This is a genomic window from Legionella longbeachae (genome assembly GCF_004283175.1).
GTDB classification, from domain to species: Bacteria; Pseudomonadota; Gammaproteobacteria; order Legionellales; family Legionellaceae; genus Legionella; species Legionella longbeachae.
The window spans coordinates 138933-154211 of record NZ_RXNW01000009.1; the positions used below are offsets into that span (position 1 = coordinate 138933).

Below are 15279 nucleotides of genomic sequence, written 5' to 3' on the forward strand. Positions count from 1 at the left end.
CCACACCGTTTGGTAATTGCTTTGGTATTTTTCATTTAATGAACTCGTATTTGTCTTCATGCAAACTGGGATTCATACTGATAGAGGCGCAATGTTCCTATAAAAATAGATTCACGCTTTCTCGTAAATAATAAACCCCATTAAATTAATACGCGTGGGGATAGTGGAAAGTTCGTTTAATTCTTGGGTAGGGCTGCATGAGATCGGTAATGCCAAAATTTGGGTAATAACAAACAGCATGTAGTTACTCCAACAATGCATAATATACCTCCTGAGATCAATGCTGTAGAAATACCAAAAGAAGAGGCGATAAACCCGGCGCGTGTATCTCCTAATTTAGGCCCGCTTAAATAACTAATCATTTCAATACCAGCCAATCTGCCTCTGTATTCAGTTGGAATCGTGTTATTCCAAAGTGTAGAACGAAAAATACCGCTTATGGCATCAAATGCACCCGAAAGTGCCAAGAAAATCAGGGCTAACCAAAGTGAATTTGCTAATCCAAATCCAATAATTGATGCTCCCCAAAGTAGAGCAGCTATTGCAATTGCTTTACCATCTTGGTTTATTTTTGAAGTCCATCCACTAAAAAATGAAATAAATAGTGCGCCAATGGCTGGGGCAGAGTAGAGTAGTCCTAAAGTTTTTGCACCACCAAATGATTGTGCTAGCGCGGGAAGCAATGCATTTGGCCAAGCAAAAATCATAGCAAAAAAATCAACAAAGTAACTTCCTATTAATTCTTGTCTACTAAAAGCAAAAGAAATTCCTTGTTTTAGAGAAGATAAAATTGATGGGTGTTCTTGAATTTCTGGTTTAGGCAAAGTATGCATTCTTACCAAAGTAATTAATGATAATAAAAAAGTAATTAAATCAATAAAATAAGTAACCACAATGCCGTATTGGGCAATAAGTAACCCAGCAATTGCTGGGGCACAAATCATACAAAAACTAAATTTAAATGTAGCGAGTGCCCCTACTTTTTTATAATCACTTGGATTTACAATTTGTTGGATAACACTGTCAAAAGCAGGGCGATGTAATCCATTAATGGCCGACATTGCTGCAGAAACAGTAAAAATTAACCATATAGATGGAGTTGTATGATATGAATTCAGCGTCAGTAAGAAACAGCAACCGGTCAAAAATAGTTCACTGATAATTAATAATCCTCTCCGATTATACCGATCAGCAAATACTCCTCCAATCAGTGCAGTGATTAATAGAGGCAGTAATTGCACAAGGCTTAACAGTCCAACCATAAAGCTAGAATGACTTATTTGATAAATTTGGTAGGGTAGGGCCACACTACTTATCATGGTACCAATAAATGAAATGAATTGACCTGAATAGAGCAATCGAAAATCACGATTTTTTTTAAGTAGAGAAAAATCTAAGAACTGACCCATTTTGAAATACCCAAAATTACGGAAAAATTATATTGAAAAATAATTTATTACATGTTGCGAGCTGAGAGATGTTATATCTTTTATTACCTGCATATTACATTTAATACATGGTTTGATGCTTAATACCAAATTTTATTGGCATTAAGCACCATCGATAACCATGCTAGCTCCAATTCATAAATTTTTGGGGAGAGGAGCATATGATGAATTATAAACAATCCTGAAGAGAACAGTAAACATTAATTTGTGCTTTTTATTTATTTCATGCATTGCTTGAAGCTATGAAATGAGTTCCTTGGTAATAGCGGAATCCAGTGATTAATATAAAAGTAGGTAACAATATTGTAATACATTGAAAATAAATTAATATTTGAAATTTTCGTATAACATATAAGAACAATCAATTGGATATTGATTTAACTTAGTGATTAAATTAAGTAAAAATAATCCATGGCAAGCTAATGGTGAAAATTTGCATTTATTTAAGAAATTGATGCATGATTAAGACGAAATGGGTATAAAAAATGAGTTGTTTAGATACCTTGGAATACATAATTCAAGAAATAATCAAAGAAAAAAATAAACTACTTCAAGAGAAAATAGAAGATGGTGTTTATTTAGGGCGAACATACTGCCCTTTACATGAGAAACTAGTCGTAGTTGATAGTCTCATTAAAAACCTCGCTTTTGAAATCGCAATTAGAGAAGAGCTTTTTACAAATAGGCCCCGGCTGACACAAGTAGAAAGACAATTCTACTTAGAAAGAACAAGCAAGAATTTGATAAATATATCTGTTGCTATGGATACTTTAAATGGAGTATCCAACTCTGGAATTAAATTTTCTGAGCAAGGACTGGAAGATATATTATTTAAGTTTGGAAAGAAGGTAGAAAGTTATTTAAGTCATCCATTTATAAAGCAATATATTGTTCACGATGGAAAATTTCAATTATTTATAGGTAGAACTATAAATACAATAAATAAAGTCTTCTTACAGAAATACATCCTTTTATAGTATTGTAGCGCACTACATAAGTTTTATACATCGTTGCAAACTCATTAGGATGGGTATACTTTTTTACCTTAAGATACTTACACTGTATCTGAAACCTAGTAGAAGTTATGATTTACAATGAGATAAAATTAAAAATTACTTTATCAATGGTTTTAAAAATCATAGTTGTGATTTATGATTTTTTAATTTTTGAACCTTTTTCTTTTGGTGGATAAATATCGGCCAAGGACACAGAAGTGCCATGCTCTGAGACAATACGAGCATGATGTCGTCTTAATTCACGTGGTTCTTCTACACCGCAGGAATGACAAATCACGCCCACTTCATAAGTAAGGTTTTTTACATAGTGATATACGCGGTTGGCTTTAACTTTGGGATTTAATCCTCTGACAAGCCATTTATTATGGGTTGTAATTCCTGTCGGGCACGTATTTTTATGGCACTTTAAAGCTTGAACACAGCCGAGAGCAAACATAAAGCCCCGTGCTGAATTTACAAAGTCAGCACCCACGCAGAGCGCCCATGCAACCACGCCAGGGGTTATTAATTTTCCTGATGCTATAATTTTAATTCGTTCACGTAAATCATATTCAACGAGTTTATCAACAAGAACAGGAAGGCTTTCTGTTAAAGGTAATCCCATATAATCTGCTAATGTTAGTGGGGTAGCCCCTGTTCCACCTTCAGCACCATCAAGGGTAATAAAGTCAGGCGCATATTCAATCCCTCTTTTAATAATCTCTTGGCATAGTTCATCGAGCCATTCATAATTTCCTAAAACGACTTTAAATCCTGTAGGTTTACCAGTTACTTCTCTTATATGATGAATCATGTTAAGCAATTCAAAGGAGTTTGAAATTTCAGGAAAACGGTTAGGGCTTATTGAGTCTTGGTGAGGTTTAATTCCGCGAATTTTAGCAATTTCCTGAGTTACTTTTATTGCTGGTAATAATCCTCCTTTGCCAGGTTTTGCCCCTTGGCTTAGTTTAATTTCAAACATTTTAATTTGAGGATATGCTGCAACTTCTTTCAGTTTCTCATCTGATAGGTTTCCATGCTCATCAAGATAACCATATTTTGCAGTGCCAATTTGGGCCACTAAATCACAGCCACCTTCTAAATGATAAGGGGATACTCCACCTTCACCCGTATTTAGCCAGCAGCCTGCTTTTTGGGCACCATGCGATAAGGCTAAAATTGCATTTTTCGAAATTGCTCCATGACTCATTGCGGAAATGTTAATTAATGAGTTTGTTGTGTAAGGAAACTCACAATGTTTTCCTATTGTAACCGAGCCTGCTTTTACGACATCACGCTTAAGTACCGGGAATGGAGAATCTACAAAATATATTGTATTGATTGGTTTGCGATCTCGAGTACTCCCAAATCCTATGGTGGTGTCTGTGTTTTTGCTTGCTTCATAAACCCACGTACGCTCCGTGCGATTAAAGGGTAACTCTTCTCGATCTCGGGCGTAAAAATACTGTCTTAAGTATACTCCTAATCTTTCGGCAATATAGCGTATATAACCAAGAATAGGAAAGTTCCTTAATATAGTGTGTTTTTTTTGGGAGATATTCCATATCGCTACAAAAATGATTAACAAGGTTAAGATAATGGCTAATATTTCTAAAAAACCGGTGTATCCTTTCATAAATGAGCATCCAATCTCTAACTTCAAGCAGAATACAATACAAAAGTATTTGCCGGCAAGGTTGCATTGGAGAGGAGTTAGCATAACTCAGAGTTAATGAAATCAATTCACACCACAATTAGCACTTATTGATCGGTTATTGGCATAAAGATATTGCATATATCATTTTGATCGTATAAATTGCATTTTATGCTAAATAAAAACTAAAGGATTAATGTTGTGTCAACGTGTTTCGATCTCATCATGCAAGTAGGCACCATGGATGAAAATATCAACAACTATTTCACTCATATCAATGCCCCCTTTAATGTCAAAAGAATCTTGGAATTAGAGGGACAAGGTTACATCCGAATGATTTATTTAACTGATTAATAAAACAAAATAACCTTATATTATTTTATCAAGGAGGATAGAAAAAAATTATTAACAGACAGCAGAATCAAAGATTAACACTTTGCACCAGACAAAACGTCAAACCCAATATGTTGTGTCTTGTCCATAGCGTCTATATGTGATCTAGATACTGTGGTTAAGCCGATATGCGTCGGGAAATAATCCAAATACCAAATTGTCTTGTACGAAGGGATTAACAATTTCCAAAAAGGAGTATATATGTTTCAAGTGGATAATAGTGGTAAAGGCAATTGTATGTATTATGCGTATAGTATTTCTTTAATGTATTTTCTTCGAGCCAAGAATATTCCAGATGTAACTGAGGATATTTTTAATACATTAAAACTTGGGGAAGAGGAAAGAGTTCGTCTACGAGTCCTATTATCTAAGAGTCCGGAACAAGAATTCTCTTCTTCTGAGATTAAAAACATCATTGAACCCATTCTTGGAAAAGCAACTCGTAATTTAGCGGCAGAATATACCAAAAATGAATTTAAATTATCCCCTCAAGATGCTCCATTATTTTCTTCTGCTCATTATGGGTTAGAGTTTTGTTTTAAATGCTCCATGAGGCTCAATGGCTCGGAATTGTCCCATCTTATTGAACATGAGTTTGATAATCCAGATTATATTGGAGCAGAGATTTATAAGGTTAAAGGCATGGACATGGCAATGCAAGAGTATTCTTTAGCTCGATTGCCTTATGTTATTGAAAAATTCAATCGTGAGTGGAGTATTAGAGAACAGGAATTCATAGAACAGAAAAAAGAGCTTACTGAACGCGAGATTCAATCTAAAAAAAGTACTCTCTTAGATAAAATTCTGAGAAATGAAACAATTGAGTTTTTTTTAGGGGAAGAAGACAAGCATCTTGATCAATATGTTCATCATCTCCAACAAGAAGGTGTTTGGGGTACAGAAGAAACGCTATTCGTGTTACATCGCGCGATTCAAGGAGAGCATGTGGTACGAAATGAGGGGAGAGCCAATATTGTATATGATAGAGAAATTATCTTACATTTGTATCGAAATGATGGAATTTCCTATGATCAATCTGGAAGTCCCGAAATTATTATGAATAACAAAGGGAACGTTCATTGGACTTCGATAATACCTGATTCAATATTTGTATTAAAGTATACTCCGCAAGAACAGAAACTTTATAAATTGCTCGATGACATGCAAATGGAGTTTGAAAGTATACCACAAGACTCAGAAAAACATGTCCTTGTTTCAAGTGATTGGATTCTTGCTTTAAGAGCTCAACTTGATATCATGAAAGATAATCCTAGCCGAGAAGCAAAAGAGAAGGCATTGGGCTATTCAATGCAAATTATTGGAAAGATGATGCCAACATTGGGTAATTATCCCTATTGGAGAGCTTTACTCACTCATTTTTTCTCTGCTTTGCTCGAATGTATTCCTACCTTTATGGCAGATAAGAAAATAAGTTCAGGATTAATTCAATGTGAATCATTGATAACCACAAAACAGCGTCCTGCTTCAGTAATTCCAGAAAGAAAAGATTTATCATTGGCACCTGAGAATAAAGAAGTATCGCTTGCAACGGTTACCTATAATGAAGAAAGCTCAAGCCAGTCTCAAAAAGGATTGGTCAGTAAATTTTATCAACATACCCTTTTCAAAAAACCTTCTGCAACCCTGCATAAGACTTATCCCGAGGAAATTGCCAGATATATTCGAGAAAATAAACAAACAGGACCGAGTGTAGCAAAGGCCTTAAGAAAAATGTATCAAGAAGGACTAAATGGGAATGAGGAGTATTCTCCAGAGAAGTGTAGAGAAATAGCTCAGCGTTATATCAGTTATGTCAAATATCAAGGGCGTAATTTTGTTCTTGCGGATGTGGTTAGTTTTATCAAAGAGATGGATGACTTGATAAAACAAAAAGAAGAACAAATTGATGAGTTTATTGAGCATATTGGTGGAATGAAGTTCAAGTAATTCACTTTATTGAATACTATTGTTTTTGGCAGGACAATTTTTCCATTTCGACATCTTAGGCGCAAACCATAATTTATCGAGATGGAGAAATTTGTTTGTTAATTAAATGTTATGACTAGAATAAACGGTATGTTTAATTATCTAAGTTGGGCAATATTTGGGCCAATGGCCTTGCCCGGTTTAACTTTGGGACTCTTAAGTATCAAGAGAAGGTCTTCATGCGCTATTGCAGAGAAGGGCCGTCGTAACAGAGAGGATTGGAACAGTCGTTGCATGAAAATACACTTCCCATTTCTATTAGATACTTTTTATTGCAGACTCATTTTGTATTGGAAGAGACTGAATTTTTAATTGTTACTATCCATCTGCTATTATTATCATTATTGGGCTTCTATTCTCACAGTATAGGACTCATCAGGCTTCGAATACGCTCTCACAAAAAGAGATTTTTTGCTCTTGTCAGAGCTATAGATAAGAGACATTTAGCATGTTTGATTTTAAAAAAGACTCTCAAGCTAATAAAAATATGCTTATAGTTATTTTGGCTAAGGATCTGGATGAGGATAAAAGACCACTGTTGGGTCTGCCTAGTCTTCATGTACAATTTGCCATACAACACGCACTAAAGCATCATACTTCCGTAGTTGTTTTATCAAGAAATGGAAAAATTTACGATTTGTCCCACTCAAAAATTGACAATTTTACTATTGATAATGCTACGAAGGAAACAAGAGATTTGAAAAACCAGATTATTCAATTAAAAACAAAATCACAACTCATTCCACTTGAGAAACAAAATAATAAATTTGATCAAGAATTAGTTATAGGAAATATGATATATCTAACAGAAGAGGCGGGGGATAGTTTAAGAAAGTTGAATGAGCAAAAGATGATGGAAAATGGTTTAATAAGGGTTCAGATTTGCAATTTTTTTAATAGAACAATAGTAAGTTCAACTGATAACTTTGAATTTGATATTATTCCTACAAATGATAAAATTGTAGAGAAAATTATTCCAAATTTTTGTGAATTAAGTATACCCGGAAACTGGAGTATCATTTCTAAGAAAGGCACGATAGCGATAGATATACATGCTATGAAAAAGGATTTTGACAAAATTAAAGGCCCATTAAATCAATTTTTGAGCGAATCCTCAAATTTAATGGAAGAAGAGATACAAAATAAACTTAAGTTGCTTTTAAAAAAATACTCTATACCTGAATCTTCTGTTAAAGCAACAGTCATAAATATTGATAAGCCGAATCAAAAGGAACTTAAAAACCCATCGGGTTATTAGTATAACTCATTGCTATACTGCGCATGATCATAATTTGAAAATTCATAATTTTCAATTTTAGGCCCTCAATATATTACGATTTAAAGATACAATGGATCCCTGATGATCACAATTGTTTTACCGATTCTAACTGTGTATTTTAATAGTGTAATTATGCCGATTTGTTGTACAAATAATCAATAATATGAGTCACGCAATTGTGGTTCCAATCATCACTGAATACTACCGTACTTCCCTGCAATGGCGTATGAAGACCTCCCCTTGACCCCCATTATTCACTGTTTATTCCCTATAGAAGGTGATACCATCTTCAACGATTAAGTATGGGCTAAGGAAAGTGGCACTTATGAGTAAGGGACGAAATTCATTTATTTTTTTTATCGCCTCGATTGCAGGGTTTGGAGGCTTTTTATTTGGATTTGATTCCAGTGTTATCGCAGATGTTAAAGATCAGGTTATGGCTCAATTGTCTCTTTCTGAATGGCAATGGTCTCAGGTAGTCAGCATTAGTTTAATAGGATGTATCCTTGGTATTCCGGTAAGTGGTTTTTTTGCAGATAAGCTAAGTCGGCGCTGTCTTCTAAAGGCGGTCGCTTTGGGCTTTATTTTAGGGACGATCTTATGTGCTTTGACTGATTACTTGATCGTATTATTAGCAGGCCGTTTCATTATTGGAATATGTATCGGCATTGCTTCCTATATAGCTCCATTATTTATTGCAGAAATTGCTCCTCCTAACAAAAGAGGAACATTAGTTTTGATTAATGGCTTAACAATTACCTTCGGGCAGGCTATAGCATATTTAATTGGCTATTTTCTTCATGATTATTCTACAAATAGCTGGAGATTTTTATTTGCAATAGGTGGCATTCCTGCATTTGTATTGTTTATAGGAATGTATTTTGTACCTCATTCACCTCGTTGGATAATGCAACAATATGGCATAGATGAAACAATAAAAACTTTAAAACGCATTCGTCCTTCAGATTATAACATTCAACGAGAAATTGAAGAAATTTATAAACACACAAAGAAAACTCAGCCAAGTTATAGTTTATTACTTAAACCACCAGTTGTTTTTGTTTTAGCTGTCGGGATTATTTTGGGCGTATTCCAGCAACTCTCAGGGATTAACGCCGTAATGTACTATGGGCCAGTTATCTTTGAATCAGCAGGTTTTTATCCAGTTTCCAATGCTATCCTGGCAACTTTTTGCATGGGAGTGGTTAATTTTATCTTTACAGTACTCACCTTGTTTTATGTTGATAAGTTAGGACGACGTTTTTTATTATTAAGTGGTACCCTTATTGCTGCATTCAGTCTATTTGCCGTCGCCTTATTATTTAATTTGGAGCTACCCGTGCAAAAATTTTGGGTATTGGGTTTCTTATCAGTCTACATTATGGGGTATTGTATTAGTGTAGGATCTTTATTTTGGGTTTTAATCTCTGAAATTTACCCTTTGCATGTACGTGGTTTAGCGATGAGCATTGCTACAGTAATGCAGTGGGGGGCTAATTTTTTAGTTTCTATATCTTTTTTAGCTATTTACCAAAACTTAGGACAAATGCTTACTTTTACATTATTTGGTTCGCTATGTTTATGCGCTTTTTTCTTTATTTACCATTTTGTACCAGAAACCACCGGTGTTTCTTTGGAGAAAATAGAAAAAAATTTAATGTCAGGTAAAAAAATTAGAGCGATTGGCAAAAAATTATCAACTACAATAAAAACTAAAAATTTTGAATTAATGAGAGATTAAAATGGATAGTATCTACCAGCAAAGAAGATGTCGTATTGGTATCATTGGTGCAGGACGTATTGGGAAATTACATGCAGAGAATATTAAATATCATTTACCAGAATATGAACTGCATGCTATCGCAGACCCTTATTTGGACAAGGAATGGGCAAGCCAACTGTCAATTCAAGGGCAGTACAATCATGCTGAAGAGGTAATTTTTCATCAAGATTTAGATGCTGTTCTTATTGCTTCCCCTTCAAATTTACATGTAGCGCAAATTAAAGCAGCCAGTGAAGCAGATAAGGCGATATTTTGTGAAAAACCAATAGGTTTGAGTGAAGGAGAAATTGTAGATGCCTTAAATACAATTGAGGCTAACAATACCTTATTACAGGTTGGTTTTAACCGCCGCTTTGATCCAAATTTTTCTTATCTGAAGAACCAGGTGCAAACTGGTGAAATTGGTGCAGTTCATGTAGTTAAAATTACATCACGTGATCCTGTTTGTCCAACATATGAATATTGTAAAAACTCAGGCGGCATATTTATGGATATGAGCATTCATGATTTTGATATGGCGCGCTTTTTAACACAATCAGAAGTTGTTGAAGTGTATGCCACAGGTGCAGTGCTTATTAATCCTGATTTTGAAGCATTGAACGATGTGGATACCGCAATAATACAAATGCGTTTTGCGAACGGTGCAATGGGTGTCATTGATAATAGCCGTCAGGCTGTTTATGGCTATGATCAACGTATAGAGGTATTTGGTAAAGAAGGTATGTTATTAGCTACGAACCAATTAAAGAACTCCGTATTTTATTATTCAAATACGGGCACCGAACAAGCCAATCCAAAATATTTTTTTCTTGAACGCTATCATCAAGCTTTTATAGCAGAGTTACGTTCGTTTTATGACACCTGGTTGAATAACAAACCCAGCCCTGCTTCTGGAAAAGATGGTTTGCAAGCTCTGCGAATAGCACAGGCAGCAAAGCAATCTTTAGCGACAAAATTGCCTGTTTTTTTGAGTTGAGGAGCGACATGATGTACCCAGCATTTTATTTCGATGCAGAACGACCAATAGATTTGATTTGTATGGGGCGTGTTGCAGTCGATCTTTATTCAGAACAAATTGGAACTGCATTAAGAGATGCAGAAAGTTTTAAAAAATATTTGGGCGGTTGTGCTGGAAATATTGCTGTGGGTGGGGCTCGTCTTGGCCTTAAATGCATGATGTTTTCTTGTATTGGAAAAGATGAGATGGGATATTTTCTGAAAAAAGAGTTAGAAACGGAAGGGGTAAATACGGAGCTGCTTCAAGAAACCGAAAATCATTTAACCGGACTTGTACTATTAGGTATAACCCCCCCTAAAGATTTTCCCTTAATCTTTTATCGTACTGATTGTGCGGATATGCAAATTAAGTCCCATCATATAAACAATGAGATCCTCCAGAAAGCAAAAGCCATTTTAATAACTGGAACGGGCTTATCTACAGCAGCCATGCTAAAAGCAACTGAAGAAGTGATCCAACTTGCAAAACATGCTGAAACATCGGTAATTTTTGATCTGGATTATCGTCCTGTTCTGTGGGGGTTAATGCAGGTAGGTGATGGAGAAACGAGATACGCCCATAGCCAAAGGGTAAGTAATATTTATCAAGGTATTTTACCATTTTGTGATTTAATCGTAGGTACCGAAGAGGAGATTTGTATCGCGGGTGGCTCTGATGAAGTCATAAAGGCGTTAGAGAAAATAAGGGAGGTGACTCAGGCACCTGTAGTCGTAAAGTTAGGTGAAAAAGGCTGTGATGTATATTTTGCAAATTCTAGTCAACCCTTAAAATCCAAACCATTTCCGGTTGAAGTGCTTAATGTACTTGGCGCAGGAGATGGTTTTATGGCCGGCCTTTTATCCGCTCTTTTGCATGGGAAGTCTTGGGAGATTGCTACAACTTATGCAAATGCCAGCGGGGCATTGGTAGTGACACGTCATGGCTGTGCTCCTGCTATTCCCTACAAAGAAGAGTTGGACTATTTCATAAAGCATTTTGATGAACATCCGGAGATTTGGAAAAGTTCCTTTTTGATGCAAATGCATCAAAAAGGAAGCTCGCTAAACTTACCTTGTCTTATTAGGAATCCATACGGTTTTAATCAAGGATGTAACTATATTGTGACTATGAATCCTTCAGCGAAAGACAGCATGAGTTTTAGTTCCCTAAAATTGGCCGCAGGGGAAAAATATTCATTTAATGATCATTATGAGTTTGCTGCTTTATTAATGACTGGAAAGGTAGTATTTCATTATGGTAACGAAAGCCAACAGGTGTACCGATATGATTATTTTGTTCAGGAACCTATAGTTTTACATTGTTCTTCGGGTGAAATAGCTTCAGTTGAAGCGTTGACTGATTGTGAGATTTTGTTGATCCAAACAGAAAATAATACTTCATTTGCTCCTTTATTATTTGATAAATCTAAACTTTTAGAGTTAGATAATCGAGGAAAAGATATTTTAAACGACAGTTCACATCGTATTGTAAGAACGGTATTCGATAAACGGAATAGGCCTGAGTCTAATTTAGTCGTTGGGGAAATTATTACTTTTCAGGGGCGCTGGTCAAGTTACCCCTCTCATTATCATGATCAACCCGAAATTTATCACTATCGTTTCTCCGAGCCACAAGGTTATGCGTTTGGTGAAAATGGGAAAGAGGTTTTACGTATCGAGCATTATGATACGTATCAAATTGCTCCTGGCCAGTCCCATGCCCATTGTACTGCTCCTGGATATGCTCTTTATACACTTTGGTTTATTCGTCATTTAACAGGTAATCCTTATGGCACCCCAACTTTTCTAAAAGAGCATGAATGGACAAGGACAACTAAAGCAAATAACAGGGTATGGAAAAATAAGGATTAGTATTAATGAAGATTCGATTAACTATGGCTCAGGCATTATTGCGATTTTTGGCCAACCAATACGTAGTAATTGATGGCGAAGAACATAGGTTTATTGCAGGGGTATTTGGAATTTTTGGACATGGCAATGTGACTGGTTTGGGGGAGGCCCTTGAATATGACAGCTATGGTTTGACTTATTATCAAGGACATAATGAGCAAGGAATGGCACATGCGGCAACAGCTTATGCAAAACAAAAAAATAGATTAAGCATTTTTGCTTGCACTTCATCTATAGGCCCAGGTGCTACCAATATGATTACTGCTGCAGCTACGGCAACCACAAATAGAATCCCTTTATTGTTACTGCCAGGGGATGTATTTAGTTGCAGACAACCAGATCCTGTCTTGCAACAACTGGAGACATCACATGATTATACATTATCGGTTAATGATTGTTTTAAACCAGTGAGTAAATATTGGGATAGAATTATCCGACCAGAACAATTAATGACTGCTTGCATCAACGCGATGAGAGTACTAACAGATCCAGTTGAAACAGGTACGGTCACTTTGTGTTTACCTCAGGATGTACAATCAGAGGCATATGATTACGAAGAGTCTTTTTTTGAAAAACGTTTTTGGCACATTGATAGAGAACCTGTCAGTGAGCGCGCGCTAGATGATGCAACCCAACTTATTCTTAAAGCAAAAAAAACATTAATCATAGCAGGTGGGGGGATCCATTATTCTTTTGCTGCAGATACTTTATCGCGATTTGCGCAACACCATAAGATTCCAGTAGCTGAAACACAGGCCGGTAAGAGTGCTTTGCCAGATAGTCATCAGATGAATGTAGGGGGAATAGGGGTTACTGGTTCTGAAGTAGCCAATATTCTTGCCTCGCAAGCTGATGTAATTTTAGTAATTGGTTCTCGTTTACAAGACTTTACTACAGCGTCGAAATGGGGTTTTAAAAATGCAGAATGCCAGATCATTCATCTTAATGTTTCCCGTTTTGACGCAGTAAAAATGAATGGTTTTATGTTGAAGGGTGATGCAAAAACAGGTTTAGAGCAATTAGAAAAAAAATTGGGTAGTTATCAAACATCTAAAGAGTATCAGCAATTGGTGTCCCATTATCAAAATGAATGGCAGAAGGAGTTAAAATATATTTGTGCGACAACAAATCCTTCCGAAAGTGGTTTATCTCAAATTAAGGTGATTAGCCTGTTAAATGAGATAATGACTGAAGATGATGTTATTATTTGTGCAGCAGGAAGTTTACCCGGAGATTTGCATCGATTTTGGCGATCCAAAACCCCTAAAGATTATCATCTGGAATACGCTTATTCTTGCATGGGCTATGAAGTTGCTGCGGGCTTAGGAGTGAAATTAGCTAAAGAAAATAATCCAGGTGAGGTTTATGTTTTGGTGGGTGACGGCAGTTTTGTGATGATGCATTCAGAGCTTCTTACCAGCATTCAAGAGCACAAGAAAATAATTATCATCATTTTTAATAATCATGGTTTTCAATGCATTAGAAATTTACAAGAAAATCATGGTAGTCAAGGTTTTGGCAATGAGTTTCGTTTCCGAGAGATTAAAACGAATCGGTTGTCAGGTGATTATTTACCTATAGATTTCTGTAAATATGCAGAAGGATTAGGCGCTCGTTCTTTCTATGTGAATTCTTATGAACAGTTGAGTGTCGCCATGGAGAATGCTAAAAGTGAAAAAAATTCCGCTGTTATTGTGTTGCCGATATTGCCTAAAACCATGAGTCATGGATATCAAACTTGGTGGCGGGTAGCGGTTGCAGAAATATCGAATTCTGAAGAAGTGGCTCGGGCTCATCAACTGATGTGTGATCAATTGAAACAAGTTAGGGAGTTTTGAACCTGGAAAAGCGGTTGGGTTCTACTGGCGGGTAAACTGCCTTTTCAAAGAGTAGTGGAAAGGAGCCATGCTTCAAATTATTTTGATTTTTAATAAAGGAATTATTTATGCACATCAAATTAGGAATAGCACCAATTAATTGGTGTAATGATGATGATCCAGAATTGGGTAAGGAGATTAGTTTCGAGCAATGTATCCGTGAGATGTCAGAGGCAGGTTATCGTGGTACAGAACTAGGTAATAAATACCCTCGCGACGCTTCTGTACTAAAAAATGCACTCGATAATTATGGACTGCACTTATCCAGCTCTTGGTTTAGTACTTTTTTTACAGAGTCAGAACAGTATGACAATACTTTATCACGGTTTATGGAGCATTTAAGCTTTATGAAAGCGATGGGAGCATCCTTCATCAATGTATGTGAATGTGGACACGCAATTCAAGGAACAAAATCACCTATTTTAGGCTCCGAAAAACCCCGGTTTAATGAAAAGCAATGGGCTAGCTTGATCCAGGGGCTCCATGCGATTGGACGTATTGCCTATGATTTTAATATGCACCTTGTTTATCATTACCATGCAGGAACAGGAGTTTTTTATGAGCAGGAAATTGATTTTTTAATGGAGAATACCAGTCCCCAATTAATCTCTTTATTAATGGATACCGGGCATGCTGTATTTGCTAAGATTAATCCAGTTGATTTAATTAATAAATATGGCGATCGCATTTTATATATTCATTTGAAAGATATTCGCATCAATGTTCTGAACAAAGTTGAGAAGGAAAAACTGAGTTTTATGGACGCGGTGCGCGATGGTGTTTTTACAGTACCAGGTGATGGCTCCATAGACTTTGCAACCATATTTAAAGCGTTACAAAATCATCAATATACTGGATGGATGATTGTTGAAGCAGAACAAGATCCCGCTAAAGCCCCTCCACTTGAGTATGCTAAAAAAGCTTATGATTATTTGCAGCAGTATATTATTTAGTTTG

Annotated in this window: 11 protein-coding genes; 9 read left to right on the plus strand and 2 right to left on the minus strand. The window is 36.0% G+C overall.

Going from position 1 to position 15279, the window contains the following annotated elements:
• Window positions 1-176: 176 nt before the first annotated feature.
• Complete coding sequence (locus EKG34_RS10715; protein WP_003636277.1) at window positions 177-1409, minus strand: MFS transporter; 1233 nt, start codon at window positions 1407-1409, stop codon at window positions 177-179.
• Between the two features lie 524 nt (window positions 1410-1933).
• Between EKG34_RS10715 and EKG34_RS10720 the strand changes: the two genes are divergently transcribed.
• Entirely contained in the window at window positions 1934-2425 is a 492-nt protein-coding gene (locus EKG34_RS10720; protein WP_003636279.1) for a hypothetical protein, read from the plus strand.
• A gap of 172 nt (window positions 2426-2597) precedes the next feature.
• Here EKG34_RS10720 and EKG34_RS10725 read toward each other — a convergent pair whose 3' ends face one another.
• Window positions 2598-4079 (minus strand): FMN-binding glutamate synthase family protein, encoded by a 1482-nt coding sequence (locus tag EKG34_RS10725; RefSeq protein WP_003636281.1) that lies wholly within the window; start codon window positions 4077-4079, stop codon window positions 2598-2600.
• Window positions 4080-4298: 219 nt separating this feature from the next.
• Between EKG34_RS10725 and EKG34_RS18225 the strand changes: the two genes are divergently transcribed.
• The 8 genes from EKG34_RS18225 to iolE all read left to right on the plus strand — a co-directional run bounded on the left by EKG34_RS18225 (window position 4299) and on the right by iolE (window position 15275).
• Window positions 4299-4451: a hypothetical protein gene (locus EKG34_RS18225; protein ID WP_003636283.1), complete on the plus strand. Its 153-nt coding sequence runs from the start codon at window positions 4299-4301 to the stop codon at window positions 4449-4451.
• A 240-nt stretch (window positions 4452-4691) separates the two neighbouring features.
• On the plus strand, window positions 4692-6437 hold the full coding sequence (locus tag EKG34_RS10730; RefSeq protein ID WP_003636285.1) for a hypothetical protein: 1746 nt from the start codon (window positions 4692-4694) through the stop codon (window positions 6435-6437).
• A 487-nt stretch (window positions 6438-6924) separates the two neighbouring features.
• Entirely contained in the window at window positions 6925-7734 is an 810-nt protein-coding gene (locus EKG34_RS10735) for a hypothetical protein (RefSeq protein WP_080619962.1), read from the plus strand.
• 346 nt (window positions 7735-8080) lie between these two features.
• Window positions 8081-9496: a sugar porter family MFS transporter gene (locus EKG34_RS10740; RefSeq protein ID WP_003636291.1), complete on the plus strand. Its 1416-nt coding sequence runs from the start codon at window positions 8081-8083 to the stop codon at window positions 9494-9496.
• A gap of 1 nt (window position 9497) precedes the next feature.
• Complete coding sequence (gene iolG, locus EKG34_RS10745) at window positions 9498-10514, plus strand: inositol 2-dehydrogenase (RefSeq protein WP_003636293.1); 1017 nt, start codon at window positions 9498-9500, stop codon at window positions 10512-10514.
• Between the two features lie 8 nt (window positions 10515-10522).
• Window positions 10523-12406 (plus strand): 5-dehydro-2-deoxygluconokinase, encoded by a 1884-nt coding sequence (gene iolC / locus EKG34_RS10750; RefSeq protein ID WP_012979272.1) that lies wholly within the window; start codon window positions 10523-10525, stop codon window positions 12404-12406.
• A gap of 5 nt (window positions 12407-12411) precedes the next feature.
• Complete coding sequence (gene iolD / locus EKG34_RS10755; RefSeq protein WP_080619963.1) at window positions 12412-14283, plus strand: 3D-(3,5/4)-trihydroxycyclohexane-1,2-dione acylhydrolase (decyclizing); 1872 nt, start codon at window positions 12412-12414, stop codon at window positions 14281-14283.
• Window positions 14284-14390: 107 nt separating this feature from the next.
• Complete coding sequence (gene iolE / locus EKG34_RS10760) at window positions 14391-15275, plus strand: myo-inosose-2 dehydratase (protein ID WP_003636299.1); 885 nt, start codon at window positions 14391-14393, stop codon at window positions 15273-15275.
• The last annotated feature ends 4 nt before the right edge of the window (window positions 15276-15279 follow it).

What these genes read in the sequence shown, in the direction of transcription:
- iolD (WP_080619963.1), top strand. Translation starts at nt 12,412, where the DNA reads ATGAAGATTCGATTAACTATGGCTCAGGCATTATTGCGATTTTTGGCC.
- EKG34_RS10740 (WP_003636291.1), top strand. Translation starts at nt 8,081, where the DNA reads ATGAGTAAGGGACGAAATTCATTTATTTTTTTTATCGCCTCGATTGCA.
- EKG34_RS10730 (WP_003636285.1), top strand. Translation starts at nt 4,692, where the DNA reads ATGTTTCAAGTGGATAATAGTGGTAAAGGCAATTGTATGTATTATGCG.
- EKG34_RS10735 (WP_080619962.1), top strand. Translation starts at nt 6,925, where the DNA reads ATGTTTGATTTTAAAAAAGACTCTCAAGCTAATAAAAATATGCTTATA.
- iolG (WP_003636293.1), top strand. Translation starts at nt 9,498, where the DNA reads ATGGATAGTATCTACCAGCAAAGAAGATGTCGTATTGGTATCATTGGT.
- iolC (WP_012979272.1), top strand. Translation starts at nt 10,523, where the DNA reads ATGATGTACCCAGCATTTTATTTCGATGCAGAACGACCAATAGATTTG.
- EKG34_RS10715 (WP_003636277.1), bottom strand. Translation starts at nt 1,409, where the DNA reads ATGGGTCAGTTCTTAGATTTTTCTCTACTTAAAAAAAATCGTGATTTT.
- EKG34_RS10725 (WP_003636281.1), bottom strand. Translation starts at nt 4,079, where the DNA reads ATGAAAGGATACACCGGTTTTTTAGAAATATTAGCCATTATCTTAACC.
- EKG34_RS10720 (WP_003636279.1), top strand. Translation starts at nt 1,934, where the DNA reads ATGAGTTGTTTAGATACCTTGGAATACATAATTCAAGAAATAATCAAA.
- iolE (WP_003636299.1), top strand. Translation starts at nt 14,391, where the DNA reads ATGCACATCAAATTAGGAATAGCACCAATTAATTGGTGTAATGATGAT.